The organism is Stenotrophomonas sp. WED208, from assembly GCF_040984485.1.
GTDB lineage: Bacteria > Pseudomonadota > Gammaproteobacteria > Xanthomonadales > Xanthomonadaceae > Stenotrophomonas > Stenotrophomonas riyadhensis.
On sequence record NZ_JAZARB010000001.1, the window covers coordinates 2826357 to 2850413 of the forward strand.

Annotated in this window: 27 protein-coding genes; 19 read left to right on the forward strand and 8 right to left on the reverse strand. The window is 64.7% G+C overall.

Going from position 1 to position 24057, the window contains the following annotated elements:
* Positions 1 to 12: 12 nt before the first annotated feature.
* The 7 genes from VPH47_RS12620 (at position 13) to VPH47_RS12650 (ending at position 4253) form a co-directional block, all read left to right on the forward strand.
* A complete protein-coding gene (locus VPH47_RS12620; RefSeq protein ID WP_368851588.1) occupies positions 13 to 735 on the forward strand; it encodes a helix-turn-helix transcriptional regulator in 723 nt (240 codons plus the stop codon).
* 437 nt (positions 736 to 1172) lie between these two features.
* Positions 1173 to 1514, forward strand: a complete 342-nt coding sequence (locus VPH47_RS12625) for a hypothetical protein (protein ID WP_368850959.1) — start codon at positions 1173 to 1175, stop codon at positions 1512 to 1514.
* Positions 1515 to 1685: 171 nt separating this feature from the next.
* Positions 1686 to 1991, forward strand: a complete 306-nt coding sequence (locus tag VPH47_RS12630; protein WP_368850960.1) for a hypothetical protein — start codon at positions 1686 to 1688, stop codon at positions 1989 to 1991.
* A gap of 109 nt (positions 1992 to 2100) precedes the next feature.
* Positions 2101 to 2250 carry a hypothetical protein gene (locus VPH47_RS12635; RefSeq protein ID WP_368850962.1) on the forward strand — a complete coding sequence of 50 codons (150 nt, stop codon included), beginning with the start codon at positions 2101 to 2103 and terminating at the stop codon, positions 2248 to 2250.
* Positions 2251 to 2329: 79 nt separating this feature from the next.
* Entirely contained in the window at positions 2330 to 3259 is a 930-nt protein-coding gene (locus VPH47_RS12640) for a recombinase RecT (RefSeq protein ID WP_368850963.1), read from the forward strand.
* Entirely contained in the window at positions 3256 to 4035 is a 780-nt protein-coding gene (locus tag VPH47_RS12645) for a lambda exonuclease family protein (RefSeq protein ID WP_368850964.1), read from the forward strand. Before VPH47_RS12640 ends, VPH47_RS12645 begins: the two co-directional genes overlap by 4 nt.
* A complete protein-coding gene (locus VPH47_RS12650; protein ID WP_368850965.1) occupies positions 4032 to 4253 on the forward strand; it encodes a hypothetical protein in 222 nt (73 codons plus the stop codon). The genes VPH47_RS12645 and VPH47_RS12650 overlap by 4 nt, the downstream gene beginning before the upstream one ends.
* Positions 4254 to 4387: 134 nt before the next feature.
* Here the strand turns inward: VPH47_RS12650 and VPH47_RS12655 are convergent, their stop codons facing one another.
* Positions 4388 to 4924 carry a hypothetical protein gene (locus tag VPH47_RS12655; protein ID WP_368850966.1) on the reverse strand — a complete coding sequence of 179 codons (537 nt, stop codon included), beginning with the start codon at positions 4922 to 4924 and terminating at the stop codon, positions 4388 to 4390.
* Between the two features lie 118 nt (positions 4925 to 5042).
* Here VPH47_RS12655 and VPH47_RS12660 point away from each other — a divergent pair, with 118 nt between their 5' ends.
* The 3 genes from VPH47_RS12660 to VPH47_RS12670 all read left to right on the forward strand — a co-directional run bounded on the left by VPH47_RS12660 (position 5043) and on the right by VPH47_RS12670 (position 5727).
* The gene (locus VPH47_RS12660; protein WP_171968308.1) at positions 5043 to 5195 is read left to right on the forward strand and encodes a hypothetical protein; all 153 of its coding nucleotides are present in this window, start codon (positions 5043 to 5045) and stop codon (positions 5193 to 5195) included.
* Positions 5188 to 5445, forward strand: a complete 258-nt coding sequence (locus tag VPH47_RS12665; RefSeq protein ID WP_368850967.1) for a hypothetical protein — start codon at positions 5188 to 5190, stop codon at positions 5443 to 5445. Before VPH47_RS12660 ends, VPH47_RS12665 begins: the two co-directional genes overlap by 8 nt.
* Positions 5446 to 5508: 63 nt before the next feature.
* A complete protein-coding gene (locus VPH47_RS12670) occupies positions 5509 to 5727 on the forward strand; it encodes an AlpA family transcriptional regulator (protein WP_121503700.1) in 219 nt (72 codons plus the stop codon).
* Between the two features lie 263 nt (positions 5728 to 5990).
* Here VPH47_RS12670 and VPH47_RS12675 read toward each other — a convergent pair whose 3' ends face one another.
* From VPH47_RS12675 to VPH47_RS12685, 3 genes are all read right to left on the reverse strand, one after another.
* Positions 5991 to 6473 (reverse strand): hypothetical protein, encoded by a 483-nt coding sequence (locus VPH47_RS12675; RefSeq protein ID WP_368850968.1) that lies wholly within the window; start codon positions 6471 to 6473, stop codon positions 5991 to 5993.
* 532 nt (positions 6474 to 7005) lie between these two features.
* Positions 7006 to 8910 (reverse strand): hypothetical protein, encoded by a 1905-nt coding sequence (locus tag VPH47_RS12680; protein ID WP_368850969.1) that lies wholly within the window; start codon positions 8908 to 8910, stop codon positions 7006 to 7008.
* A gap of 392 nt (positions 8911 to 9302) precedes the next feature.
* Complete coding sequence (locus VPH47_RS12685; protein WP_368850970.1) at positions 9303 to 9764, reverse strand: isoprenylcysteine carboxylmethyltransferase family protein; 462 nt, start codon at positions 9762 to 9764, stop codon at positions 9303 to 9305.
* A gap of 153 nt (positions 9765 to 9917) precedes the next feature.
* Between VPH47_RS12685 and VPH47_RS12690 the strand changes: the two genes are divergently transcribed.
* The 7 genes from VPH47_RS12690 to VPH47_RS12720 all read left to right on the forward strand — a co-directional run bounded on the left by VPH47_RS12690 (position 9918) and on the right by VPH47_RS12720 (position 16259).
* A complete protein-coding gene (locus VPH47_RS12690) occupies positions 9918 to 11933 on the forward strand; it encodes a triacylglycerol lipase (protein WP_110711955.1) in 2016 nt (671 codons plus the stop codon).
* Between the two features lie 62 nt (positions 11934 to 11995).
* A complete protein-coding gene (locus tag VPH47_RS12695; RefSeq protein WP_180854950.1) occupies positions 11996 to 12979 on the forward strand; it encodes a hypothetical protein in 984 nt (327 codons plus the stop codon).
* Positions 12980 to 13084: 105 nt separating this feature from the next.
* Complete coding sequence (hchA, locus tag VPH47_RS12700) at positions 13085 to 13957, forward strand: glyoxalase III HchA (RefSeq protein ID WP_110711953.1); 873 nt, start codon at positions 13085 to 13087, stop codon at positions 13955 to 13957.
* Between the two features lie 5 nt (positions 13958 to 13962).
* On the forward strand, positions 13963 to 14667 hold the full coding sequence (locus VPH47_RS12705; RefSeq protein WP_350260074.1) for a PA1136 family autoinducer-binding transcriptional regulator: 705 nt from the start codon (positions 13963 to 13965) through the stop codon (positions 14665 to 14667).
* An 87-nt stretch (positions 14668 to 14754) separates the two neighbouring features.
* The gene (locus tag VPH47_RS12710) at positions 14755 to 14994 is read left to right on the forward strand and encodes a hypothetical protein (protein WP_368850971.1); all 240 of its coding nucleotides are present in this window, start codon (positions 14755 to 14757) and stop codon (positions 14992 to 14994) included.
* A gap of 25 nt (positions 14995 to 15019) precedes the next feature.
* Positions 15020 to 15265 (forward strand): hypothetical protein, encoded by a 246-nt coding sequence (locus tag VPH47_RS12715; RefSeq protein WP_368850972.1) that lies wholly within the window; start codon positions 15020 to 15022, stop codon positions 15263 to 15265.
* A gap of 139 nt (positions 15266 to 15404) precedes the next feature.
* A complete protein-coding gene (locus VPH47_RS12720) occupies positions 15405 to 16259 on the forward strand; it encodes an endonuclease/exonuclease/phosphatase family protein (RefSeq protein ID WP_368850973.1) in 855 nt (284 codons plus the stop codon).
* 19 nt (positions 16260 to 16278) lie between these two features.
* Here VPH47_RS12720 and VPH47_RS12725 read toward each other — a convergent pair whose 3' ends face one another.
* Positions 16279 to 16542: a hypothetical protein gene (locus tag VPH47_RS12725; RefSeq protein ID WP_110711949.1), complete on the reverse strand. Its 264-nt coding sequence runs from the start codon at positions 16540 to 16542 to the stop codon at positions 16279 to 16281.
* Positions 16543 to 16789: 247 nt separating this feature from the next.
* Here VPH47_RS12725 and VPH47_RS12730 point away from each other — a divergent pair, with 247 nt between their 5' ends.
* Together VPH47_RS12730 and VPH47_RS12735 are read left to right on the forward strand one after the other, a co-directional pair.
* Positions 16790 to 17998, forward strand: coding sequence for a PAAR domain-containing protein (locus VPH47_RS12730; protein WP_350260071.1), 1209 nt, complete (start codon positions 16790 to 16792; stop codon positions 17996 to 17998).
* A 4-nt stretch (positions 17999 to 18002) separates the two neighbouring features.
* Positions 18003 to 18479, forward strand: coding sequence for a hypothetical protein (locus VPH47_RS12735; RefSeq protein WP_368850975.1), 477 nt, complete (start codon positions 18003 to 18005; stop codon positions 18477 to 18479).
* Positions 18480 to 18557: 78 nt separating this feature from the next.
* On the opposite strand, the gene VPH47_RS12740 is transcribed toward VPH47_RS12735, so the two are convergent.
* The 3 genes from VPH47_RS12740 to VPH47_RS12750 all read right to left on the reverse strand — a co-directional run bounded on the left by VPH47_RS12740 (position 18558) and on the right by VPH47_RS12750 (position 23947).
* Positions 18558 to 19982, reverse strand: coding sequence for an efflux transporter outer membrane subunit (locus VPH47_RS12740; protein ID WP_110711946.1), 1425 nt, complete (start codon positions 19980 to 19982; stop codon positions 18558 to 18560).
* Complete coding sequence (locus VPH47_RS12745) at positions 19976 to 20713, reverse strand: SDR family oxidoreductase (RefSeq protein ID WP_110711945.1); 738 nt, start codon at positions 20711 to 20713, stop codon at positions 19976 to 19978. The genes VPH47_RS12740 and VPH47_RS12745 overlap by 7 nt, the downstream gene beginning before the upstream one ends.
* Before the next feature lie 63 nt (positions 20714 to 20776).
* Positions 20777 to 23947, reverse strand: coding sequence for an efflux RND transporter permease subunit (locus VPH47_RS12750; RefSeq protein ID WP_153855119.1), 3171 nt, complete (start codon positions 23945 to 23947; stop codon positions 20777 to 20779).
* Positions 23948 to 24057: the final 110 nt, after the last annotated feature.

Below are 24057 nucleotides of genomic sequence, written 5' to 3' on the forward strand. Positions count from 1 at the left end.
AGCGTCCCTCATATGGAGACGGCACGAAAAGCTAAGCCCACCAAGCGCGATGAGGCCGCAGCCGCCAAGCTGAAGGCTGAGTGGTCTGTGCGCGCAAGGGGTCTGGGGCTGACCCAAGAGAAGATGGCAGACGAACTGGGGATCACCCAGGGCGCCGTGAGCCAATACCTCAATGGGCGGATCCCCATGAACTACAGGACGCTGAAGGCTTTCAGCGCCGCCCTTGGCATCGAGGACACGGACATCCGCGACGATCTGCCCGAGCAGCAGTACAACTCCCCTGCCCCGTCGGACGACGACTACACGGACGTGACCGGCTACTCCCAGGCTGTCGGGCTAGGCGCCGGTGCTGAGGCTGAGGAGTATGCCGAGACGCACAGCCTCAAGTTCAAGAAGACCAGCCTGCGCCGCCGCGGCATCTACAACCGCCCCTTGGCGATCTACTACGGCAAGGGCGACTCGATGGAACCGACCATCGAGGACGGGGATGCCATCCTGTTCGACACCTCAGACACGCGTGTCCAAGACGGCAGCCTGTACCTGATTCAGGTCCACGGCGCGGCGAACCCCGAGTACTACGTGAAGAGGGCCATGGTGCTGGACGGCACGGTCTTCTTCAGCAGCGACAACCCCAAGGGCGACCACCACTGGCAGAAGCCACGGCGGATGGACTCGAAGCGAGAACCGATCACGGTCGTTGGCCGTGTTCATTGGATAGGCGGATGGGCAGACTGACGTGAAGAAAGATAACCAAAACGAAGTAGAGATGTTCTACATAAGCGGTTCAGATCTTGCGAGATACTTCAGCGCGAAGGTAGCCAAGTCTGAGTGTCTTAGGTGCGGACAATCCGAATGGGTTCTTCACGACACCGACAAAGTGCTGGGCACCGGAGCACTGCTCGTTGATAGCAAGGGGGTTCTAGATCCGCTAAGTCCCGTGCCAGGGTACATCCCTCAAGTGAGTCTAAGTTGCACGGTATGCGGAACAATGTGGTTCCTGTCCCGAGGTTACGTCGTCAAATGGCTCAAGGAGAACCCGGCGCCCGCTGGACAGGACGATCAAGACGATGAGTAGACCAAAGCTGAGCATTGTGAATGACAGTGGGAAGTCGGGCTCTAGTTCCGGAGATGTCGCTCTTGGAAAAGGAGATGAACCGCCCCATGATGCTGACATGGAAAAGCGCATTTCCGAGCTTGAGGCTGTAATACCGACGCTGGCTACCAAGCTGGACTTGGCGGAACTTCGTTCGGAAATGCACAAGGGCTTTAACGAGCAGATCAAGTGGATCGTTGGCACCGGTCTTGCTGGCATTGTGTTCTTCACCACGATCATGACGTTCGTGCTGAACAACGCAGTGCCTAAGGCACCAGCGGCGCCACCGCAGGCACCGGTAACGATTCAGGCACCGCAGGCTGCACCACCGCCACCTCCGATCATCATCCAGATGCCTTCGCAGACTCAGGCCGTAGCGCCGGCGCCGGCCCAGGCCCAGCCCCCACCGGCCAAGCCCTGACCCCATGAACCCCGCCCCGGCGGGGTTTTTCTTTTAAGTCCAACTCCTTAACGCGTTCATTGTATGGCTGCGGGCAATATAAGCGCCCCTATTGACACTAAGTATAAGCGCCCCTAATCTTCATCCAACACCCCACCACAGCCCATCCCGGGCCGGGACTTGGAGACGAAGATGGGTCTGCACACTGCAACCGACATCGCCCGGAACGCCCAGCGGAGCTTTGATGGCCTGCTGCCGGCGGATACCGAAGAGGCGTTCCAGGACGCCTGCAACTCTCTGGCGCGCACCTATGACCGTGAGGGCGACACCGCCGAGCTGATCTCGGTGATGGTGACCTCCGAGCGCGCGTTGGACTTCCTGGTCTCCTCGGTCGAGGTCCCGGCGCATCTGCTGCACGACCTTCGCGAGCTACTGGACCGGCAGGCTCGGATCGTCCGTCAGGTCGAGCGTGAAATGCGCGCTGGCGGTGCCGCATGACCGCCGCCGAACGCGAGCAGCGCCACCACGTGGTGGCCACTGTCGTCGCCAATGCCCTGTCGTTCTGCTTGGGCGCGCTGGCCTCGCTGCTGGTGCAGGCGGTGCTGTCGTGAGCCGCCGCTACCGCATCGCCTGGGCCGCCGTCGCGCTGTTCGCCGCCGTCGTCGTGCCGCTACGCATCGCCGAGATCCACCAAGCCCACACCGACCGCGACGCTGCCAAAGCCCGCTGGGCAGCAACCAGCAGCGTGCGCGGCTGAATTCCCCCGCCCTCACGGGCCCCGCGCCGGCCGGGATTCCACGTCGCCGGCATCCATTCCACCTACCAGCAGAGCAGCCATGAACCAGATCGTCACCATCGAGGATTCGGTCTACGGCACCAAGGATTCCTTTGCCTCGGTGCTGTCTGATCGGTCCATCAACTTCGACCGCGAGGCCGAGTTCGCCCTGCAGACGCTGTACGGCAACGACTACGCGATGAAGATCGCGATGCAGAACCGGTCGTCGGTCATCGCTGCCGTGGTCAACATCGCGGCCATTGGCATCAGCCTGAACCCGGCGAAGAAGCAGGCATACCTGGTCCCGCGCGACGGAAAAATCTGTCTCGACATCAGCTACATGGGCCTGATGGATCTGGCCATCGACTCCGGGTCGATCCGCTGGGGGCAGGCGGAGCTGGTCTACGAGAACGACACCTTCGGACTCAACGGCATTGACCAGCAGCCGACCCACATCCGCAATCCGTTCGCGAAGGACCGTGGCGAGGTCGTCGGCGTCTACGTGGTGGTGAAGACCGCCGACGGCGACTACCTAACCGACGCAATGTCGGTGGAGGAAATCAACGCTATCCGTGACCGCTCGTCGGCATGGAAGGCATGGATCTCGAAGCAGAAGTCCTGCCCGTGGCTGACCGATTGGGGCGAGATGGCGAAAAAGACGGTCGTGAAGCGCGCCTACAAGTACTGGCCGAAGACCGAGCGCCTGGACACCGCGATCCACCACCTGAACACCGATGGCGGCGAAGGCTTGGCCGTGCTGTCCGGCCAGCAGGTTCAGCAGCAGGCGCTGCCCGCCCCGCTGACGCAGGAACAGGAAGACGGGCGCAACGCGCTGTATGCAAGCCTCCAGGACATTGCCACGGCCGGCTTGGAAGCGCTGGGCGAGGCGTGGTCGAAGCTTACTCCGCAGCAGCGCAAGCTGATCGGAGGCTCGGGACTGGAAGCGCTGAAGGCTGAGGCAGAACGTGCCGCAGCGGAGGTGGTGGAATGAGGCTTATCCACTGCGACCAAGGCAGCGACGCTTGGCACAACGCCCGCGCCGGGGTCATAACCGCCAGTATGTTCGCCACCGCGCGCTCGCGCGTGGGCGAGCTGACCGAACAGCAGCGCACCTATGTGGACGCGGTGCTGTCCGGCCTGGCAGAGAAAACCGCCATGGAGCGCGCCGGCTACAAGGCCGTGCCGCGCTCGGCCATCATCGAGAAGGCCATCGCCGGTGATCCCATCGGCGACTTCAGCGAGGCGTCGAAGAACTACGCCTTCCGGCTGGCGATCGAGCGCATCAGTGGCGAGCCGCTGGACGAGGGCTTCGAGACGTTCGCCATGCGCCGCGGCCATGAGCTGGAACCCTTCGCGCGCGCCGAGCATGAGGTGCAGTCCGGCCTGCTGGTGAAGCGCGCCGGGTTCGTGTTGAGCGACTGCGGCGACTACGGCTGCTCGGCCGACGGCTTCATCGGCGAGGATGGCGGCACTGAATACAAGTGCTTCATCAACCCGGAGAAGCTGCGCGCCTTCCACATCGACAACGATGCGAGCGAGGTGTTCGAGCAGGCCCAGGGCTGCATGTGGCTGACCGGCCGGCAGTGGTGGCACATCGGCCTGTACTGCCCGGCGCTGTCCGCAGTCGGTAAGCAGCTGTGGTGGCGCCGCTTCGACCGCGACGAGGCGTTCATCACGAAGCTGTGTTCGGACCTGGAGCCGTTCCGGCAGATGGTGGTCGGGTTCGAGCAGAGCCTGCGCGCTGGTGATCACCAGGAGGCCGCATGAGGGGCCTGAACTACGTCTACCCGCACCGCGGCACGATCCGCGGCGGCAGGGCCAAGGCTGCACTGTTCGCACGCGTGGTGGATGGCAAGAGTTACACCATGCGCCAGATCGCCGACGAGCTGGGCGTCTCAATGACCACCGCTGACAAGCGGGTGAAGCGCGGCCCCTACCCGCTCACCTGGGAGAACCTCAGCAAGTCGCGCCTGGAGCAGCCATGAAGACCTGCACCAAATGCTTCGCCCGGCTGCCGCTGCGGTTCTTCCCCCTGATCAACGGTATGGCCACCGCCGCGCGCGCGCCAAAAACTGCGCGAGAAGGCGCGAGGGATCGACCTACCGCCGACCTGGGCCGCTTAGCCTTCTTTCGCTATCGGTCGGATGGCCCGCTTCACTGCGTGGTTCGCATCAGCGAGATGCGACTCGGCAAGATTCCCAACGTATTCGGCCACGTGAAAGTGATCAGCTGCGCCCCCAACTCTACCGGCCACTGCCAGATTGACGTACGCCTTGTGCAGGTTCTTGGTGGTTTCAATGGCGAGGGCGACCGTAGCTGCGAGCGAAACGTCCACGCCCTGCCATTTTGTCAGATCGACCTCCCGAACAGTCAGTACGTTCAGGATATTGGCATGACGCGTGAGCTCGTCTCGGAAGTACTCGTCAGTCACGAGACTGGCCTCAGCTTGGAATGCCTCGATGCTCCCATTTCCGAATGGGTACTTGGCGCGAAGCTGCTTCACCATATCGAGCGCCGCGAACAGGTCCGTCCTGTAGGCCAGTGCGAACAACGCGTTCGTCCTCTTCCGTACGAGAAGCCTCTGAATTGTCGGCGCGAAGACCGCAGTGAACACCGCCGCCACAGTGCCGACCGCGGCCCATGCGTCCCAATTCACCACACATCCTTTGCTAAGCACCCAGCACTGACTGACGCCATCCAACATGCTCATTCCCTGCCCCCCCTGTCGACTGGCGCGCATTCTGCCACGCCGCTGCAGCGGGCGGAGAACGCCCATGGCTGACCAGCTGCTCACCGCTGCAATGGTCCACGTGTTCGCCCTGGCCGGGTTCCTGGCCGGCATCGCCACCCTGTGGGCGATCAGCCGCGCATGCCGCGCCGCGCGCGCAGGGCTGCGCTGGTGCTGGCGGAGGTGCGCTCATGGGTGAACCTATCGACCACCGCGAGATCGGGCGGCAACTGGCCAGCTTGGAAGGTGTGAACCTCGCTTCGGCAAGCCTCAGAACGTGCCGCCTCTGGGAGGCACGCGGCTTGGCGCTCATGGCGCTGGCTCGGGGCGAAAAAGCGGAGGCGGAAAAGGTGATGCGCCAGTTCAAGCCTCTGATATCGCCATGTGGAGGCTGCGGCGAGACAGATCCCGACAAGCGCTGCATCGGCTGCCTCCATGATTTTGGATGACCGCATGAACACCGCCACCGAGCAGCTGCGCGCTGCGCTGGCCACGAACTGAAGGAGGACACCATGGCTACCGAGCCGCTTGTTTTCATCAAGATGCCCGAGGTCAAGCGCCGCACGGGGCTGGGCAAGACCACGATCTATGACCGGATCAGCGCCGGCACCTTCCCGGCGCCTGTGCCGCTGGGCGGCAACGCGGTAGGCTGGATTGAGTCTGAGGTGGATGCCTGGCAGGCCGCCCGGGTCGCCGAGCGGGATGGAATTGAACCCGCCAAGGCTGCATAGGATGGGGGTATTGCTGGGGGTATCGATTTCGAGCACCAGCACCAACCACCTGCGTCATCAACAACTTACGTTCACATTGCGGTAGGGCCCACCTCCACCAATACCGGGTCCGCAAGGATCCACGAAAAGCCGGAATCCCTCGTCAAACAAGGGGTTCCGGCTTTTTCGTTTTCCCCGGCCCTGGCGTCACGTAGCGCGATGAACGCGGCCACCTCCTGCAGAACACAGGACGCCGCCGGGCACGACGGCATCCTGCGACCTTTTTACTGACAGACGTACTCGCGCGCCGACTCGATGGTGTCCACATCGAGCTCTTCGTACTGGATCTCCACAGTTTCCATGCTCGACGAAGTGACCACCGCACGCGTGCCGACGTTACAGGCAATCGGGAGCCCGCCTGCGTAGACTTGACCGTTGATCGCATACGCGAGGCCGTAGCAGCGCGAGCCAAGCTGGAACGGATTGTGGTTGCAGGCCGACAGCTGATCGTTGGCCTGGCCGCTCGACGCCGCGTAATTGGCCGTCCAACCGCTGGCCCCATCGCTGGCGCAGCTGCCCGGATAGCCCTGGATCTGGGCACCACTGGCATCACAGGTGTGGTAAGCGAAACTGCCGAAGAAGCTGGTTTTGAGATAGGCGGTACGGTCAGTCTCGACCCATTGCGCGGCAGCCGCGCCTTGGGCAAAGGCTGACAGGCCAAGCAGGCACAGCGCTGCTGCCGCGAGCGGCTTCAATCCTTTCAACATGACAGTCGTCCTCTGAGTTGGCGAAGTGCACGCGTCATGCGTGCCGACTGAGTCTATCCAGACCACCCGGCTGCAATTATGACGGGCTCGGCAATATGAGCCTCGAGGCCAGTTGCACCACGAGCTTTCGTCCCTTCGACACAGTCCGGCGTGCCCTGCTCTCACCCTCATGGCCCTTCATCCTGAGCCTCACCTCAAATGGCTGTTTCTGCGTTCCGGCGCGTCTTTTCCAGCCAAATCACCCGCCACATGCCAACAGCAGCCTCATCGGTACCGATGCTGCGACCGCAGATGCGCAAGCAACATAATCCCCTTTTGCGCAATGACAGCTACATTCCAGGCCTACCGCCGACCACCCGATCTTCAAGCGCCGCGGCGCTACCGCGCGCTCCCTGCAGGTGATTGATTGCCGGTGACGATTACAAGGGCCATTCGGCTGCCGTGAAGTGCAATACCCACAACGGTCCGGAACACGCAGGGGCAGCCACCTGGTCGTTCTTCGCCACAGACCTGTTACGGACATCCCGGGCGCTCACCGCTTCGGGCTCACCTTCCAGAGTTCGTACGGTCCTTCGGTCATGATGCGCGTTGCTCGGCCATCCGCAGCAAGCACATCAACCGCAGTACGCAGAATCCGATCCCGTTCCTGGCCACCAGCCGAGCCGGGTGAGCGGACGATGAGGTACTCAACAGCAATATCCTCCAGAAATTCCAGCGTATGCTCCGGGGTATCAACCAGACCGGGGCGTGTCAGCGCAATGATGTCGATTGGCTCGTATCGTACTGGCAGCCAGAAACCCTCCCCGCCCACATCGCCCACTGCACGCGTGCGCGGCGCCTCCTGGGAGAGCCGCTGGGCCATCCTTTCCAGACCAATGTCGCGCCAGGCTGCCGCACGTCGCACAGTCGTATCCAGCATTGGGCGATCAAGACGTGTATCGAAGGCCCGGGTGCCAGGCCCCCACGCGCCCGTCACAAGACACATCAACGCAGATGCCACCGCGATCGAGAAGATCAAGGCACGCACGGCTTGGCTCACGCCGGAGCAGGACTGCCACTTCCACAGTGTTTGCTGGAGAAGGAAGCCAGCAAACATCAAGAGGCCCAGCAAGGGAGTGATGAAGTAGTTTCCATCCGCACCCGATGCTTCGATATAGCGATTTCCCAGGAGCATCGGGAAGAACAGCAATCCAAGCAGAAGCACGGGAACAGCGCGCTGCCACGCGACCGGTCGCCGCCAACCCAGGATCACCGCCACCAATGGCAGGCCAAGCCATGCATTACCCGTCCACAGGATCTGCAGCAGCGGATACTGCCGTGGGTCGAACAGGTACGCCAACAGGGCTTTTCCTGGAGGCAGGTAGACAAGCAGATCACTGGTCGGCAGGCGACCTACGGGTGATTGCAGCGGCATGCCCCAGGCGGCAAAGAGATCAAGCGCGGCATTCGGCGCAACAATAGGCACCCCTGCCAACCACCATGTTCGCGCGGTGATCAGCCCCACAAGCACTATCACGCCAAGCAACACCCCTCCCGCAATTGCGGCAGCCGGCTGCCCCCGGTGAAACCGCTGGCGCCGCCACCGGACGAAGGCGGGAATCGCCAACAGGCCGATGGCCAGCGTGTAGGGAATATTGGACAGCCTTGCCTGGCTCGCCAACAGGGACGCAGCCATCGCAATCCAGAGCCAACCGACACCGCCTCTGTTGCCGAGTCGAAGCACGGCCAACAGCGAGACAGCAAGCAGCAAGGCCGCCAAGGCGTCGCCCTTGGCCGTGATTGAAATGTTGGCGAACGCAGGCAGAGTTGCAAGCAGCGCGACAACGTGAGGTCGCAAGGCGCGGCCCACGCGCAGCTCACGCAGGACCTGTGACGCAACCCCAAGGGTGGCCAGCCAGCAGCCAATGCTCAAGCCGATGATGGCGGGAATGCTGCCGATGGCCGCCAAGGGGACCTGGAGCAGCTCAATCAGTTTCGGATAGTAGTGGACGGGCGCTACAAGTCCTTCGCTACGGAATATGTTGCCACTTGCGATCAATGCGCGGTCGGCCGACAGGCCATACCAGTTGGAATCAAAATCCGAGGAAACAGACGCCTTCGCAAAAAGCACCAGCGTCAGAGTTGCGATCAAGGCCGTGACCGCCGGTGTACGCCCAGCGCCACGTCGAACGCCAGACAGCAGCATTCCTCCCAGCCACGGTCCACGCCGCAGGATCAACATCCCACCAAGTACCAGCGCGGCCAGCCCGGCGAGTGCAGGCATGCTCCCCACGCCAAACAATGAGGCCATCCACAGGAGAAGCGAGCAGGCCACAAGGCCCGTCATGCCGACAATGACCTGTTGGGCGGGATCGCGTTGGCTAACACCCCCAGCCAGGGCAACAAGGCATCCGCCCAAGGCAAAGATGCCCTCCAGGTAGATGTAACTGGCCAGCATTGCCACATCCACACCATGGTGCCTGGCATACAGGGCCGACACAGCTGCGATACCTGCCCAGAGAGCGGGACCCCGGATCAATTTCAGCGCCCCATACAACGCGAAAAAGAGCGCTGATGCCTCCAGGGCACCCTGCCAGGCTGCTGGCTGTCTTACATGCCAGCCCCACACACCCGGACCGACCAGGGACCAGATGGGAACCAGGATGAAAACCAGTACCAGTGCGCTTGCAAGTACAAGCCTCCCGACGGGTGGTTTCATGCTTGCACTCGAAGGCTGGATGGGAGGGCGCAGATTACTGTCTGATGATGCGCGCGTCATCCACGGAACGCGTGATCAGCCGGGAGACAACCCGAGGAGTGCCAGATCACTTCATGGCGGCCTGACCCGCGCTAAAGCCAGCGCCGCACACGCTGGCGGAACAGCGGGTATGCCTCGGGAAAGCGGGCCGACAACACCCGCTCCTCCGGAATGATCTGCCACCGGTTGATGTACAGCGCGAACAGCGGCACGGCCAGCAACGCGACCGGGTTCTGCAGGAGCAACATGGCACCTGCCAGCACCGTGGCCTGGCCCAGATACATCGGATTGCGCGTATAGCGGTACACGCCGTGCGTGACCAGCGTGCTCGCCTCCGACGGCCGCAGGGGATTGACCGTGGTGCCCGCGCGACGGAAGGCCAGCTTCGGCATCAGGTTCAGCAACACGCCGAAGGCCACCACCCCGGTGGCCAGCAGTGCCGGCATCGGCACGGGCAGCACCGCACCCGGCCACAGTCGGCTGGCCAGCCATCCGATCCCCGCACACCACAGCATCACCAGCGGCGGCGGGATCCGGGTTTCAAGCCACGTCATCGCAGTCCCTGCATCGTTCCGTTCACCTCAGTGTCACACGGAACTGCCTGAATCGCTTGCGTGGCAGCAGTTGCCAGGCACAAACCGACCGCCCGGTATCTTCCGCTTTGACATGCCGACCGCTAGAGTGGCGCCACCGCGCAGGAGGATCGTATGGCAACCACGGGCTTGGGCTTCATCGGCCGCACGACCCTCATCATCACCGTGCTGCTCACCCTCGGTGGCTGCGCGACGCTGCGCCAGTTCGGACCGTCGGTGCAGGTCGCCTCGGTCACGCCCGGCCAGTACATCGCGCTCAAGCGCGGTGACATCCTCACCACCGGCAAGCTCAGCTCGGCGACCACGGAAACCCTGCGCGTGGCCGGCCTCGACGAAGGCGTCTGCGCCAAACCGGGCCTGCCCTGCATCGAAGCGATGGAAGCCACCATCGTGGTGCGCGAGGAGGACAAGCGCTCGAGCCTGGCCGAGCTCTGGCTGCAGTATGCGATGACCCTGCCCGCCCCCAAGCGCGAGTACTCCACCTCGGGCCGTGCCAAGACCGCGATCACCGAGCTGGACGCCGACTTCCAGCCGCGCCTCGATGCATGGATGCAGGTGGCGCGCCAGGCATATGCCTATCTGTTCTTCACCGAGCGCACCGCCAACCAGCGTGGCTTCGAAGACCGCCAGACCCAGGTGCGCGACTACTACAACCTGGCCGTGCAGGAAGCCTCGGTGCAGTTGTACAACGCCTATGCCACCGGGCGTGTCCGCAACGATGCCAGCCACCTGACCCTGGGCCGCTGGACCTTCGTGCTGGCGCCGTCCACCGATGCGTCACCGTTGGACACGCGTACGCCGACCGAACTGGTCCCCGCCGCATCACTGTCGTTCACCGGCACGCTGCGCAGCGTGCACCGCCGCGATGGATTCGGTGCCGAGCTGGTAGCGGTGATGGACGACCCGGCCAGCGTCACGGCCTCGCCGGCAACGACGCCTGCAGCGCAGGCCACCGCTTCGCCCCAGCAGAGCTGGAGCGAGATGCCCTCGCCGTCGATGACAGTGCTGCTGCGCTTCTCCGGAAAGAACCTGTGGGAAGTGCTGCACGACGACGAGCCGGAACTGGAGATCCACGATCCCTACCAGGTCACCGAAGTCACCCTGCACGGACAGGAAGTGCCGCTGGCGGCGAACTTCACCGCTGGCTACGCGCTGTGGCTGGCCCGCTCGAACTTCAGCCACCAGTCGCTGCGCTCACTGTTCGGCGGCAAGGGCGGCATCGAAACGCCGCATCTGTACATGATGCAGCCCTACGATCCAAATCGCCGCGTGCTGCTGATGATCCATGGCCTGGCCAGCAGCCCGGAGGCCTGGGTCAACGTCGCCAACGAGCTGATGCGTGACGACGAGATCCGCCAGGATTTCCAGATCTGGCAGTTCTACTACCCGACCAACATGCCCATCGCGATGAGCCACGATGCGATGCGTCATACGCTGGCCGAGGTGTTCAAGCATTTCGATCCCAGCGGCAAGGCGCAGGCCTCGCATGACATGGTGCTGGTCGGGCACAGCATGGGTGGCGTGATCGCGCGGCTGATGATCTCCTCCTCTGGCGATCATCTGGTGGACACCCTGCTGGCAACGGCGCAGATGACACCGGCGCAGCGCGAACTGCTGCGTACCAAGGGCGCACCGGTGCTGACCTTCCTGCCCGAACCGGAAGTGTCGAGGGTGGTGTTCATCGCCACGCCACACCGCGGTACCGATGTGGCGGGCACCCGCCTGGGCCGTTGGATCGGCCGCCTGGTGCGGTTGCCGCTGACCGTGCTGGAAGACGTAGCCACCATCGCCAACGACGGTCAGATCGATCGCAACGATGGCAAGCACGGCTACCAGATGAACAGCATCCAGAACCTGGACAAGGACGATCCCTTCGTGCGCGCCGTGGCCGACCTGCCGATGTCGCCGAAGGTCCACTACCACTCGATCATCGCGCGCGCCAAGGCCGACGGCCCGCTGGAGAAGACCGACGATGGGCTGGTGCCCTACTGGAGTTCGCACCTGCCGCGCGCGGAGTCCGAGAAGGTGATCGTGTCCGGGCACAGCGTGCAGGAAGCCACGCCGGCCATCGTCGAACTGCGCCGGATCCTGCACGAGGACATGCAGGAGCACGGTGCCGCGGCGAACTAGCGCTACCAGGACGCCACCACAGCGTGTGGGCTGCCCTCATTTCAACAGAACAAGGCAACGGAATGCATATCAAGGACATCATCGGCCTGATCGGCCTGCGCGGTTCCGATCCGGCGCTGGCCGCCTGGTTCGCGCAGCACGGACTGGCATCTCCACCTGCCACGATCACCGCCAACCAGGGCCAGAAGTCGGCCAGGGACAAGGCACATGGCATGGAGTACCACTTTGCCTTCGACATCATCCATGATCGCTTCTACCCACCGCGGGAGGCCAAGCGCGGGAGCTGGGCGAGCCATCTGAAGTCGGTCACCCTGTATTCCCATCGGCCTCGGAACGCTCCTGCCCTGCCCGCGGGATTCTGGAGTGGATACGTCGGACCGGAGGCATCGCTTCAGGAGTGCCTGGACGGGTTCGACGGCCAGATGCAGGACTTCGGTGACACGGCCTACTTTGAGAAAGTGCTCGCTGATGATGTGCAGATGAAGCTCTGGTTCGATCAGCGCCACCGGCACGTGCAGGAGCTGCAGATCAATCTGGTCGAGGACCGCCAGTTCATCGGCCATCACGATTTCGACCCGGACAACGAACACAACACGTTCAAGCAGGCCTCGACCCTGCTGGTGCGCTGGCTGTTCGAACGCGGGCATCTGAAGCTCACCGATGCCCTCCGGGCCGCAGGACCGGGTGAGGACCATGAAGCCATCCTCCATTTCACCAAGCAGCGCCTCCACAATCACGTCTGGAAGAGCCAGGTGCAGGATGACCCTTCCCTGCATGCTGTGCTGGCACATTCGCAGACCACGCGCCCGCTGATCCTCAACGACGGTACCCGGTTGCCGCTGTATGCGCCGTGGATGCTGCTGAAGGCCGCTGATTGCTGGGACGCACACCAGTCGCTGTACAGCGACGACGCCCTGCCGGACTGGAGCGAACGCCTGACGGCCTTCGAACGCTCGGTGACGTTGGATGCGGCGCAGCAGCAGGCGTTCCTGTCCGCGCTGGATGAAGCCTACCGCTGCGTGAAGTCGGCACAGGGGGCCGCCTGAGGCCTGCCCGCCGCCACGGAAGCCCGTGGCGCTTGAGGGAATTCCCTCATCGCGCGTGCGCAGCGGGCCTTCTATGCTGGCCACACATTGCCGCAGGAGATCCGCATGAACACGCAAGAGCCCAGCCGCCAACCCAGCCCCGATCCGGCCGAGCGCGACGCCTTCTTCCCGTCTCCGTACTCGCTGTCGCAGTTCACATCGGCCAAGAGCAACCTTGCCGGTGCCGATTATCCGGACGCACGCCGGGATGGTCGGTGGAAGGTGCTGATGATCGCCGCCGACGAGCGCTACCTGCCGACCGCCAATGGCCACCTGTTCTCCACCGGCAATCATCCCGTGGAAACGCTGCTGCCGATGTACCACCTCGACAAAGCCGGCTTCGACATCGATGTAGCCACGCTGTCGGGCAACGCCGTCAAGTTCGAGTGGTGGGCGTTCCCGCGCGAGGACAAGGAGATCGGTGGACTGTATGAGCGCTATGAAGCGCGCTTCCGCCAGCCGCTGCAGATGGACGACGTGGTGGCCGGCCTCGGCGCCGATTCGGACTACGCGGCAGTATTCATCCCCGGTGGCCATGGCGCATTGATCGGCCTGCCGGAAAGCCGCACGGTGAAGGCCACCCTGCAGTGGGCGATGGCACAGCAACGCCACATCATCACCCTCTGCCACGGCCCGGCCGCACTGCTCGCTGCTGGCGTGGACGAGGCCGATGGTGGTTCACTGTTCCGCGGCTACCGCATCTGCGCCTTCCCCGATGCGATGGACCGGCAGACGCCGGAGATCGGCTACATGCCGGGACAACTGCAGTGGTTCTTTGGTGAGCGGCTCGCGCAGCAGGGCGTGCAGATCGTCAACGACGGCATCGACGGCAGTGTGCTTCAGGACCGCCTGCTGCTGACCGGCGACAGCCCACTGGCCGGCAACGCGCTGGGCAAGCTGGCTGCACGTACCCTGCTCGACGCGCTGGCCGGGCGCTGACCCGGATGAGCGATCTGCTGCAGGCATTGTTGGAGCTGGAACGCGCCCGCTCGCTGAGCGAAGTGGGCGCGGTACTGCGCAGCATCGCGGCACCCCTCGGCTACGACCGCGTGCTGGTGTTCGCCACCGGCACCGGGCTGGAGCGCAACGCGCAGCGCGTGTACTGGATAGAGGGCGACTGGCTCGGCGATGGCAGTGATACCGACCTCGCCCGCTATCTGCATGCCTGCCCGGTCAATCGCCACGTGCTGGACAGCGACGCGCCATTCTTCTGGAGCAAGCGCCAGGGCGTGCGCGGCGAACGCTACCAGATGGTGAAGCAGCCCCGTGGCGAAGGACTGCACGGCCTGCAGGTGCCGGTGTTCGGCACCACCGGTCTGGAGGGTGCGATCAGCTTTGCCGGGGCCGCGGTCGATGCATCCGCACGCGCGCGCCTGCTGCTGGAGGCTGTTGCGACCGCAGCATTCCGCACGGCGCGACGATTGGCCGAAGCCCCCGCCGAACTGCCGGTCGGCGCACTGAGCACGCGAGAGCGCGAGGTACTGCGCTGGGTCGCTGCCGGACGTCGGCAGGCGGAGATCGCCGCCACGCTTGGGCTTTCCGCACGCACAGTGGAAAATCATCTGCGCCGCGCGCGCCAGCGCCTGGGCGTGGCGACCACCGCGCAGGCGGTACGCGCTGCCAGTCGCCGCGGCGAGATCGAGGACTGATCGCGGCCAAGCACTTCCGGCGGTCTGGTTCGCGTGTTACACACGCCATGCGCATGTGCGCGATTGCAGAAAGCAAGGATGACGCTTATGAAACTGCAACTGGCCTCGATGGCCGCACTGGCCGTGGCCCTCGCCGGAATGGTGTCGAGCGGCAACGCCAACGCCGGGGTAATCGGCCCACCAGGCAGCGTGACACGCTGCGAACCCTTTGAAGTGGAACGCTACCGGGTCCACCAGCATTGCATCGTGACCATGCCCGATGCGGACGGCGAGATATTCCTCACCGAGTACTGGATCGACGAGTACGGCAACCCGTATCTGATGTAATCCATCATCGACCAGGAGCATGGCAATGAAACTGCAGAAGGTTCTGTACGGCTGTACATTTGTCGTGATGCTGGCAATGTCGGCGCTGGCACCAATCACCACCGCAACCGCCGCCGAAGTCGTCGAGGTTCTGGAAGAGTGCGTGCCCTTCCGCATCAGTGGCAACGTGTTCCACCAGCGCTGCACGTCGTACGTGGTCTACGACAATGGCACCCGCGAAGTCACCAGTCACTACAACCGGGACGAGAACGGGATGATCTACGATCCCTGATTGCCCCGCGCGCGATCCGTCGGGCGGTGCTTTCACCGCCCGCCCGGCATCCTCCATCCGCCCGTCCCGGCATACCACTGGCCCCATCGTCCATGGCATGCTCCATGAAACCGTTTTCATGGAATGGAGGGATTCCACGATGTTGTCGCGCTTCCATCGCCCTGCGCTGTGCGCGCTGCTGGCGCTTGCTCTGCCTGTCGCCACCTGGGCCGCCACACCGGCGCCGCTGAAGGTGATGTCGTTCAATGTCCGCACCCCGGCAGATACCGAACCTGGCAAGCGCTGGCCGGACCGTCGCGATGCGATGGTCAAGGTCATCCTCGACGCGCACCCGGCGGTGATCGGCACCCAGGAGCTGGTGAAGGAGCAGGCCGACTACCTGTCCGAACACCTGCCCGGCTACCGCTGGTTCGGCGAGGGCCGGCGTGGCGGCGGCGGCGACGAGCACATGGGCGTGTTCTACGACAGCAAGGTGCTGGCGATCGAGCAATCAGGCAACTTCTGGTTGTCCGACACGCCGGAGGTACCCGGCAGCATCACCTGGGGCAACCTGTACCCGCGCATGGTCACCTGGGCCCTGTTCCGGCGCCTCGATGACGGCCGTCGCTTCTATTTCATGGATACCCACCTGCCCTACCGCGACGAGGACGAACCGCGACGGGTGAAGGGTGCCGAACTGATCGGCACGCGCCTGGCGACGCTGCCGGCCGATCTGCCGGTGGTGTTGACCGGTGACTTCAACAGCGAGCCGGGTGGCGATACGTACAAGGCATTCACCCGCGCGCTGCAGGACACCCGCACCCAGGTGAAGGCACCACAGGGGCCACGTCTGACCTTCCACGATTTCACCGGCAAGGCCACCACGCAGCTGGACTGGGTGCTGGTGCGCGGCTTCCACGCGCGCAGCTTCCTCACCGATGACCGTCGCATCGACGGCGTGCTGCCGTCGGACCACTTCCCGCTGGTGGTCGAGCTGGACTGGCCAACGCACTGAACCTGCGTCGCCGCCGCCACTACGGCGGCGGCCGCTTCGACAACAACCGGTACAGCGCCTGGTGCTGGTTGCGCGCCTGGCAGATGCGGGCGCCGATGGCGAGGAACACGGCGATGCCGATCAGCCCCAGCCCCACCAGTGGATCCGGCAGGCGCGCGAAGCCGATCGCCGCGGCCATCGTCGCCAACACCAGCAGCACCACTACGGCCACCGAAAGCCCCGCTCCGGGCGGGCCCGGATCACCGAACAACATGCGTTGGGTATCCCCTCTGCCATCAATCATCGTTTGTCCTCCCAAGGGCCTGCCCCATTAGTTACAGGGCAGGCCCAGGTTAGGGCAGAGTCAGATGCGTCATAACCGTGACGGTTGCCACATCTCATGGGCGCGCTAGCGTTCTGCCCCCTCAATTGCGTGTCGGCCAGCCGACCGGCCTCACGGCAGGAGCCTGTTCATGAATGTCAGTTCGCGGTTTGCGCGATAGCATGGCACCGGCAAGGATTCGCGGCTTCATTCACAGGGAGCGTGCTCGATGGCAAGAAACTGGATTGTGCTGGGTGATCCCCTGAGCAGCGGCGGCCAGGTGCTGCAGGGATCCCCGATGACGGATATCGACGGCAAGCCGGTCGCGCGCATCGGCGATCCAGCGCTCTGCAAGCGTCATGGCCCCACCCGCATCGCTTCCGGCGACAGCACGGTGATCATTGATGGACAGCCCGTCGCACGTCACGGCGATCTCTGTGCATGCGGATGCTCGCTGATGTCCAGCCAACAGACCCACGTGTTCCTCGAACAGGGCGGTGGCGGTGGCGCGGCAGCGGGAGGTTCGGCTGCGGCAACACTGGGCAAGGCCGCGAGCGTGGCCGGTATCGCCACGCGCCTGATGGGCAAGCGTGAAAGCGGCCTGTTCGACCAGGCACTGCGCTTCCTGACGCGCTCCAGGGAACCCCTCTCAAACGTGCCCTATACCCTGGAGCTGGACAACGGCGAGCAGGTCAGCGGGACCACCGACAGCAACGGTGCCACCGCGCGCGTGCAGACTGACAGTGCGGTGCGCATCGTACGCGCGACGCTGCGCGAGCCCAGTGGTTCGGCCACCTGCTGCAGCAGCGTCACCGGCGCCGAAGACAAGGTCAGCTTTGCGGTGGACGGCGCCGCAACGACCGAAGAGGCCTATGGACAGTCCGTGGTGGAGGTCGAGGCCAAGGGCCACGAACGCAGCCTGACCGCCGGAGAAATCGACATCGCGCGCAAGGTGTTCGGCACCAGTGTCGACTATGCCCGGGTCAAGGTACATAACCATGGGTACTGGTTGTTCTTCGGGTTCCAGGACAAGAACACCGCGGTCACACCCAACGGTGAGATGTACTTCCCGAAGGGCGTTCACGAGGACGACTATTCAGCATTGGGCGTGGACAAGCAGCACTGGTTCATCCACGAGATGGTGCATGTGTGGCAATACCAGCTGGGCTACTCCATCAAATGGGTCCGCATGTTCCGTCCCAACATGAAATATGACTACGCACCATCGAACGACAAGCGCCTGTGCGATTTCAACATGGAGCAGCAGGGCGACATCCTTGCAGACTACTTCGTGGCAGCATTCACCAGCGAGGCGTACCAGGCCACCATCGCCGCACGGGTAGGAGCCTCCAACGTGGCCGCAACACTGGCCCCGATGCTGTCCGATTTCCTGGCCGATCCGGCTGCAGCGTCCAACCTGCCCAACACCAAGGAATGACCCGATGCGCACCCTGCCCCTGCTTGCCCTGCTGTGCATGCCAGCCCTTGCGGGCGCGGCGACCTCGCGTCATGCGTCGGCACAGGTGAAGGATCAGCAAGGCACGCCCTGCGTGACGGTGGGCGATGAGCGTGCGCCAGTGACCGTGGACCACCTGCAGCTGTTCGAGCGCAGCGCTGGTCGCGAACGACCGCTGGCTACCGCCGAGCTTGGCGGCGACGGCCAGACACTGGCACCGGGCCACTGCCTGCGCCTGGACGAGCAGCCTGCGCTGCGCAGCGTCGCGCTGTCGCCCGGCCAAGCCTATGGCGTGGTGCTGATAGCGTCCGTACCCGGCCCGGAGGGTCCGTCACGGCGCTGGTACCGCGGCCTGTTCTGCGTCGTGGGTGAAGGCGCGCAGCGCCACGTGCTGCCCCTGCGGGATACCCCACGCGAGCGCCAGAAGGACCTTGCCGCCTGCCAGCTGCGGCAGGCCCCCTGACCCGCATCGCTGCAACAGGAAGGCCGGCACCGGCATTTCGCCCGTACCGGCCCAGGGCCTACTGGCGGAGCGTTGCGCTCAGCGCGCGACCGCGACGCTCGGCGCCGCCTGCGGCGCCTGCCCCCAGCCACCCAGCGCCTTGTACACACCGACAACGCTGACGTTGACTTCGGATTCGGCCGCGGCCAACGCATCATCCGCAGCCAACTGCGTACGCTGCGCATCCAGTAGGGTCAGGAAGTCCTCCGAGCCCTCGCGATAGCGGATCTGCGCCAGCGATTCGGCACGCCGAGCCGCCTGCGCCTGCTCGACCACGATCGCCAGCCGCGCCTGCTGCTTGGAATAGCGGGTCAGCGCGTTCTCGGTGTCTTCCAGGGCCAGCAGCACGGCCTGCTCGTACTGTGCGGCCACGCCCTCGGCCTCGGCCTTGCTGGCACGCAGGCGTGCGCGCACGGTGCCGAAATCAAAGGCCGCCCAGCTCAGCGACGGCGTCAGCGACCAGGCCTTGTTGTTGCCATTGACCAGGCCACTGGCATCGCCGCCCAGGAACCCGACAAAGCCGGACAGCGACAACCGCGGGAACAGATCGGCGGTAGCCACGCCCACGCGTGCGGTGGCAGCGGCCAGGCGACGTTCGGCCACGCGTACGTCGGCGCGCTGGCGCAGCAGTTCGCGGGTATCGCCCAGCGGCAATGCCTTGGCGAACGCCGGTACCTCATGCGGCGCGAGCATCTCGGCCAGCACTTCCGGTCGCTGGCCGAGCAGCACCGCCAGTCGGTTGCGCGACTGCGTCTCGGCGACTTCCAGCAATGGAATGTCGGCCTCGATCGCCTTCAGGCGAGCCCGGCTGCTCTGCACGTCCAGCTCGCTGCCGGCGCCCAGTTCCCAGCGTGCCTCGGTCAGCTTCTGCGTATCACGCAGGTTGACCAGGGTGTGCTGGGCCACGGCGATGCGCTTCTGCGTGCCGCGCAGCTCGAAGTAGTTGCGCGCCACCTCAGCGGCGACCAGCACCTGTGCGTCGGCCAGGTTGGCCTGCTCGGCGTCGAGGTCGGCGCGCGCGGCTTCTGCAGCACGGCGCTTGCGGCCGAACAGATCCAGCTCCCAGCCCGCGTCGAAACCGAGCTGGTAGCTTTCACTGAACACCCGCTGCCCACCCAGCTGCGGATCGGGTTGCTTGCGGCGGTCGTAGCTGCCACCGGCGGTGATGTGCGGGGCCTGGTCGAAACGGCTTTCGACAAACACCGCGCGGGCCTGGCTGACACGGGCCACGGCCACGCGCAGGTCCAGGTTGTCCGACAGTGCACCGTGCACCAGTTCTTCCAGCACCGGATCATCGAACTGCGCCCACCAGCTCGCCACCGGCGAGGTGGTGCTGAACACCGGCTGCTGTGCGCCCTGCAGGACCACCGGTTCCTGCACCGGCGCCTTGTAGTTCGGGCCGACGCTGACACAACCTGCCAGCACCAGGCTGGAGACGGCCATCGCCAATGTGCGGATCACCATGGCAGCACCTCGCCCAGGTAGGTGAAGCTGCCGTTCGGGCCTTCGTGGCCGACCAGGGCCATCTGCACGCTGGAGCGCGCGCCCTCGGCGATTTCGATCTCGCCGTGGCCACCGTTCATGTCGGTTTTCACGTAGCCCGGATGCACGGTGTTGACCTTGATCTGCGTGCTGCGCAGTTCGTGTGCCAGCGCCAGGGTCCAGCTGTTCACCGCGGCCTTGGAAGCGTTGTAGGCCGGGATCTTGAAATCGTAGATGCCTGATGCCGGGTCGGCATGCAGGGTCTGCGAACCGAGGATGCTGGAGACATTCACGATGCGGCCGGCCTTGGCCTGCTGCAGCAACGGCAGGAAGGCCTGGGTCACCGCTACCAGCGCATAGACGTTGGTGTCGAAGGTGCGGCGCCAGGTGTCCAGCGATTGCTCGGACGGCCGCTGCGCCGGATTTTCCAGCAGCACACCGGCGTTGTTGACCAGGATGTCGAGACGGCCATGGCGCTCGCGCACCTGCTGCACAGCCTCGGCGATGCTGGCGCCATCGGTGACGTCCAGCTGCAGCGCTTCCACTGGCAGGCCCTCGGCCTGAAGCTTCAGCGCCTGCTCCACGGCGGTTTCGCGCTTGCGGCCGGCCAGCAGCGTATGCACGCCGGCCTGGGCCAGCTGGCGCACGGTCTCGGCGCCGATGCCGCGGGTGGCGCCGGTGACCAGCGCGATCTTGTTCTGATGGGTGTTCATGGATTCTTGCCTCGTGAGGGGGAAGCCGCCGCCGGCAATGGCCGGCGGCGACGGGGTTCCATGTCAGTGGTGGATGGTCGGCTCGCCGTGCTGCACCAGCTGGCCACCACCGTTGCGGGTGACGAACTTGCGCAGGGCCACGTAGAACACCGGGGTGAGGAACAGGCCGAACAGGGTCACGCCCAGCATGCCGGCGAACACGGTGATACCGGTCACCGAGCGCACCTCGGCACCCGCACCGTGCGACAGCACCAGCGGTACGGTGCCGGCGATGAACGCGATGGAGGTCATCACGATCGGGCGCAGACGCAGGCGGCAGGCTTCCAGCGCAGCTTCAACGATGCCCTTGCCGCCCATCTCCAGCTCTCTGGCGAATTCGACGATCAGGATCGCGTTCTTGCACGCCAGGCCCATCAGCACCACCAGGCCGACCTGCACGAACACGTTGTTGTCGCCTCCGGTCAGCCACACGCCGAACAACGCGGACAGCAGGGTCATCGGCACGATCAGGATCACCGCCAGCGGCAGCGACCAGCTCTCGTACAGCGCGGCCAGCACCAGGAAGGCCAGCATGATCGCCACCGGGAACACGATGAAGGCGGCCTTGCCCTGGGTTGCCTGCTGGTAGCTCAGGTCGGTCCATTCGGTGGTCATGCCCACCGGCAGCACCTTGCCGGCGATCTCGGTCAGCTTGTTCATCGCCTCGGCCGACGACAGCAGGCGCGGGTCGGCTTCACCGGCCAGGTCCGCGGCCGGATAGCCATTGAAGCGCAGCACCGGGTCCGGGCCGAAGGTCTGCTTGATGGTGACCATCGAACCGATCGGCACCATCTCGCCGCGGTCATTGCGGGTACGCAGCTTGCCGATGTCCTCGACCGTCTCGCGGAACGGACCATCTGCCTGGGCGATCACCTGCCAGGTACGGCCGAACTGGTTGAAGTCGTTGACGTAGGCCGAACCGAGGTAGGTCTGCAGCGTGTCGAACAGCTCGGTGAGCTGCACGCCCTGGGCCTTGGCCTTGACGCGGTCCACCTCGGCATCCAGCTGCGGCACATTGGCCTGGTAGCTGGAAATCGGGAAGGCCATGCCCGGGGTCTGCGCAACGGTTCCCTGCATCGCCTGCACGGCATTCTGCAGCGCGCCGTAACCCAGGTTGCCACGGTCCTCGATGAACATCTGGTAGCCGTTGCCGTTGCCCAGGCCGAGGATCGGCGGCGGCATCATCGCGAAGGCGAAGCCTTCCTGCAGACCGGCGATCTTCTGGTTGATCTCGGCATTGATCTGCGCGGCGGTGCGGCCGTGGCGCTCGGCGAACGGCTTGAGCGGAATGAACGCCACACCGGTGTTCGGCGTGTTGGTGAACTGCAGCGCGTTCAAACCCGGGAACGAGATGGTGTGGGCCACGCCATCGGTTTCCTGGGCGATCTTGGCAACCTTGCGCAGCATTTCATCGGTACGCGCGATCGACGAACCTTCCGGCAGCTTCACGCCGGCGATCAGGTACAGCTTGTCCTGGGTCGGGATGAAGCCCGGCGGCACCAGCTTGAAGATCACGCCGGTACCGACCAGCAGGATCGCGTAGACCACGAACACCGCACCGCGACGGCCGAGGATGCGGGCCACGCCACGCTCGTACTTCTCCGAGCTGGACTTGAAGAAGCGGTTGAACGGACGGAACACCCAGCCGAACAGGCGGTCGATCAGGCGGCTCGGGCCGTCCTTCGGCGCACCGTGGGCCTTCAGCAGGCGCGCGGCCAGGGCCGGCGACAGGGTCAGCGAGTTGATCGCCGAGATCACCGTGGAGATGGCGATGGTGACCGCGAACTGCTTGTAGAACTGGCCGGTGACACCCGACAGGAACGCCATCGGCACGAACACGGCACACAGCACCAGCGCGATCGCCACGATCGGGCCGGACACCTCACGCATGGCCTGGTGGGCCGCCGCGGTGGGCGACAGGCCTTCCTCGATGTTGCGCTCGACGTTCTCCACCACCACGATCGCGTCGTCGACCACGATGCCGATCGCCAGCACCAGTCCGAACAGGCTCAGCGTGTTGATCGAGAAGCCCAGCAGGTATAGCGCGGCGAAGGTACCGACCACCGACACCGGCACCGCGATCAGCGGAATGATCGACGCACGCCAGGTCTGCAGGAACAGGATCACCACCAGCACCACCAGGGCGATCGCTTCCAGCAGCGTGGAGACCACGGCCTTGATCGAGTCGCGCACGAAGATGGTGGTGTCATACACGGCTTCGTACTTCACGTCGGCCGGCATGGTCTTCTGCATCTCGTCCATCGTCGAGATGACCTGGTCACGGATCTCCAGCGCGTTGGCACCGGGCGACTGGAAGATACCGATACCGACCGCGTTCTTGCCGTCCAGCTGCGAGCGCAGGGTGTAGTCGCCGGCGCCCAGTTCCAGGCGGGCAACGTCGGACAGGCGCACGATCTCGCCGTCCACACCGCTCTTGAGCACGATGTCGCCGAATTCCTTTTCGGTCTTCAGGCGGCCCTGGGCGTTGATCAGGGTCAGGAACTGGCTGTTCGGCAGTGGCTCGGCACCGAGCTGGCCGGCCGAGACCTGCACGTTCTGCTCGCGCATCGCACGCACCACGTCGCTGGCGGTCAGGCCACGCGAGGCCACCTTGTCCGGGTCCAGCCAGGCGCGCATGGCGTAGTCGCCACCACCGAAGATCTGCGCGTCGCCCACGCCCGGAATGCGCGCCAGCGCATCCTTGACGTGCAGGCGGGCATAGTTGCGCAGGTACAGGGTGTCGTACTTGCCTTGCGGCGAGGTCAGGTGCACCACCATCAGGAAGGTCGGTGACTGCTTCTGCGTGGTCACGCCCTGCCGGCGCACGTCCTCGGGCAGGCGCGCCTGCGCCTGCGCCACGCGGTTCTGCACCTTCACCGCCGCAGCGTCCGGGTCGGTGCCCGGGCGGAAGGTGACGGTCATCTGCAGCACGCCGTCCGAGCCGGCGACCGACTTCAGGTACATCATGCCTTCGACGCCGTTGATCGCCTCTTCAAGCGGCGTGGCGACGGTCTCGGCAATGACCTTGGGGTTGGCGCCCGGATACACCGTGCGCACGACCACCGACGGCGGCACCACTTCCGGGTACTCGCTGATCGGCAGGATCGGAATCGTGATCAGGCCTGCGGCGAAGATCACGATCGACAGCACCGCCGCGAAGATCGGCCTGTCGATGAAGAAACGGGAAAAGTCCATGGAGGAATTCCTGGGAAAGGCATTCGGCGGGCAACAGCCTCCCTGCCCCTCGCCGAGATGACGAAGGCAGGGAAGGCTGCCGCTGGCGCCGGCAGCTAAGCGGGGACGCG

Excerpts from the sequence above, each read along its gene's own strand:
- VPH47_RS12650 (WP_368850965.1), top strand. The coding sequence starts at position 4,032 with ATGAGGGGCCTGAACTACGTCTACCCGCACCGCGGCACGATCCGCGGC.
- VPH47_RS12740 (WP_110711946.1), bottom strand. The coding sequence starts at position 19,982 with ATGGTGATCCGCACATTGGCGATGGCCGTCTCCAGCCTGGTGCTGGCA.
- VPH47_RS12620 (WP_368851588.1), top strand. The coding sequence starts at position 13 with ATGGAGACGGCACGAAAAGCTAAGCCCACCAAGCGCGATGAGGCCGCA.
- VPH47_RS12670 (WP_121503700.1), top strand. The coding sequence starts at position 5,509 with ATGGCTACCGAGCCGCTTGTTTTCATCAAGATGCCCGAGGTCAAGCGC.
- VPH47_RS12705 (WP_350260074.1), top strand. The coding sequence starts at position 13,963 with ATGAGCGATCTGCTGCAGGCATTGTTGGAGCTGGAACGCGCCCGCTCG.
- VPH47_RS12750 (WP_153855119.1), bottom strand. The coding sequence starts at position 23,947 with ATGGACTTTTCCCGTTTCTTCATCGACAGGCCGATCTTCGCGGCGGTG.
- VPH47_RS12640 (WP_368850963.1), top strand. The coding sequence starts at position 2,330 with ATGAACCAGATCGTCACCATCGAGGATTCGGTCTACGGCACCAAGGAT.
- VPH47_RS12710 (WP_368850971.1), top strand. The coding sequence starts at position 14,755 with ATGAAACTGCAACTGGCCTCGATGGCCGCACTGGCCGTGGCCCTCGCC.
- VPH47_RS12675 (WP_368850968.1), bottom strand. The coding sequence starts at position 6,473 with ATGTTGAAAGGATTGAAGCCGCTCGCGGCAGCAGCGCTGTGCCTGCTT.
- VPH47_RS12730 (WP_350260071.1), top strand. The coding sequence starts at position 16,790 with ATGGCAAGAAACTGGATTGTGCTGGGTGATCCCCTGAGCAGCGGCGGC.
- hchA (WP_110711953.1), top strand. The coding sequence starts at position 13,085 with ATGAACACGCAAGAGCCCAGCCGCCAACCCAGCCCCGATCCGGCCGAG.
- VPH47_RS12690 (WP_110711955.1), top strand. The coding sequence starts at position 9,918 with ATGGCAACCACGGGCTTGGGCTTCATCGGCCGCACGACCCTCATCATC.
- VPH47_RS12725 (WP_110711949.1), bottom strand. The coding sequence starts at position 16,542 with ATGATTGATGGCAGAGGGGATACCCAACGCATGTTGTTCGGTGATCCG.
- VPH47_RS12680 (WP_368850969.1), bottom strand. The coding sequence starts at position 8,910 with ATGCTGGCCAGTTACATCTACCTGGAGGGCATCTTTGCCTTGGGCGGA.
- VPH47_RS12685 (WP_368850970.1), bottom strand. The coding sequence starts at position 9,764 with ATGACGTGGCTTGAAACCCGGATCCCGCCGCCGCTGGTGATGCTGTGG.
- VPH47_RS12660 (WP_171968308.1), top strand. The coding sequence starts at position 5,043 with ATGGCTGACCAGCTGCTCACCGCTGCAATGGTCCACGTGTTCGCCCTG.
- VPH47_RS12645 (WP_368850964.1), top strand. The coding sequence starts at position 3,256 with ATGAGGCTTATCCACTGCGACCAAGGCAGCGACGCTTGGCACAACGCC.
- VPH47_RS12630 (WP_368850960.1), top strand. The coding sequence starts at position 1,686 with ATGGGTCTGCACACTGCAACCGACATCGCCCGGAACGCCCAGCGGAGC.
- VPH47_RS12715 (WP_368850972.1), top strand. The coding sequence starts at position 15,020 with ATGAAACTGCAGAAGGTTCTGTACGGCTGTACATTTGTCGTGATGCTG.
- VPH47_RS12735 (WP_368850975.1), top strand. The coding sequence starts at position 18,003 with ATGCGCACCCTGCCCCTGCTTGCCCTGCTGTGCATGCCAGCCCTTGCG.
- VPH47_RS12745 (WP_110711945.1), bottom strand. The coding sequence starts at position 20,713 with ATGAACACCCATCAGAACAAGATCGCGCTGGTCACCGGCGCCACCCGC.
- VPH47_RS12625 (WP_368850959.1), top strand. The coding sequence starts at position 1,173 with ATGGAAAAGCGCATTTCCGAGCTTGAGGCTGTAATACCGACGCTGGCT.
- VPH47_RS12695 (WP_180854950.1), top strand. The coding sequence starts at position 11,996 with ATGCATATCAAGGACATCATCGGCCTGATCGGCCTGCGCGGTTCCGAT.
- VPH47_RS12720 (WP_368850973.1), top strand. The coding sequence starts at position 15,405 with ATGTTGTCGCGCTTCCATCGCCCTGCGCTGTGCGCGCTGCTGGCGCTT.
- VPH47_RS12665 (WP_368850967.1), top strand. The coding sequence starts at position 5,188 with ATGGGTGAACCTATCGACCACCGCGAGATCGGGCGGCAACTGGCCAGC.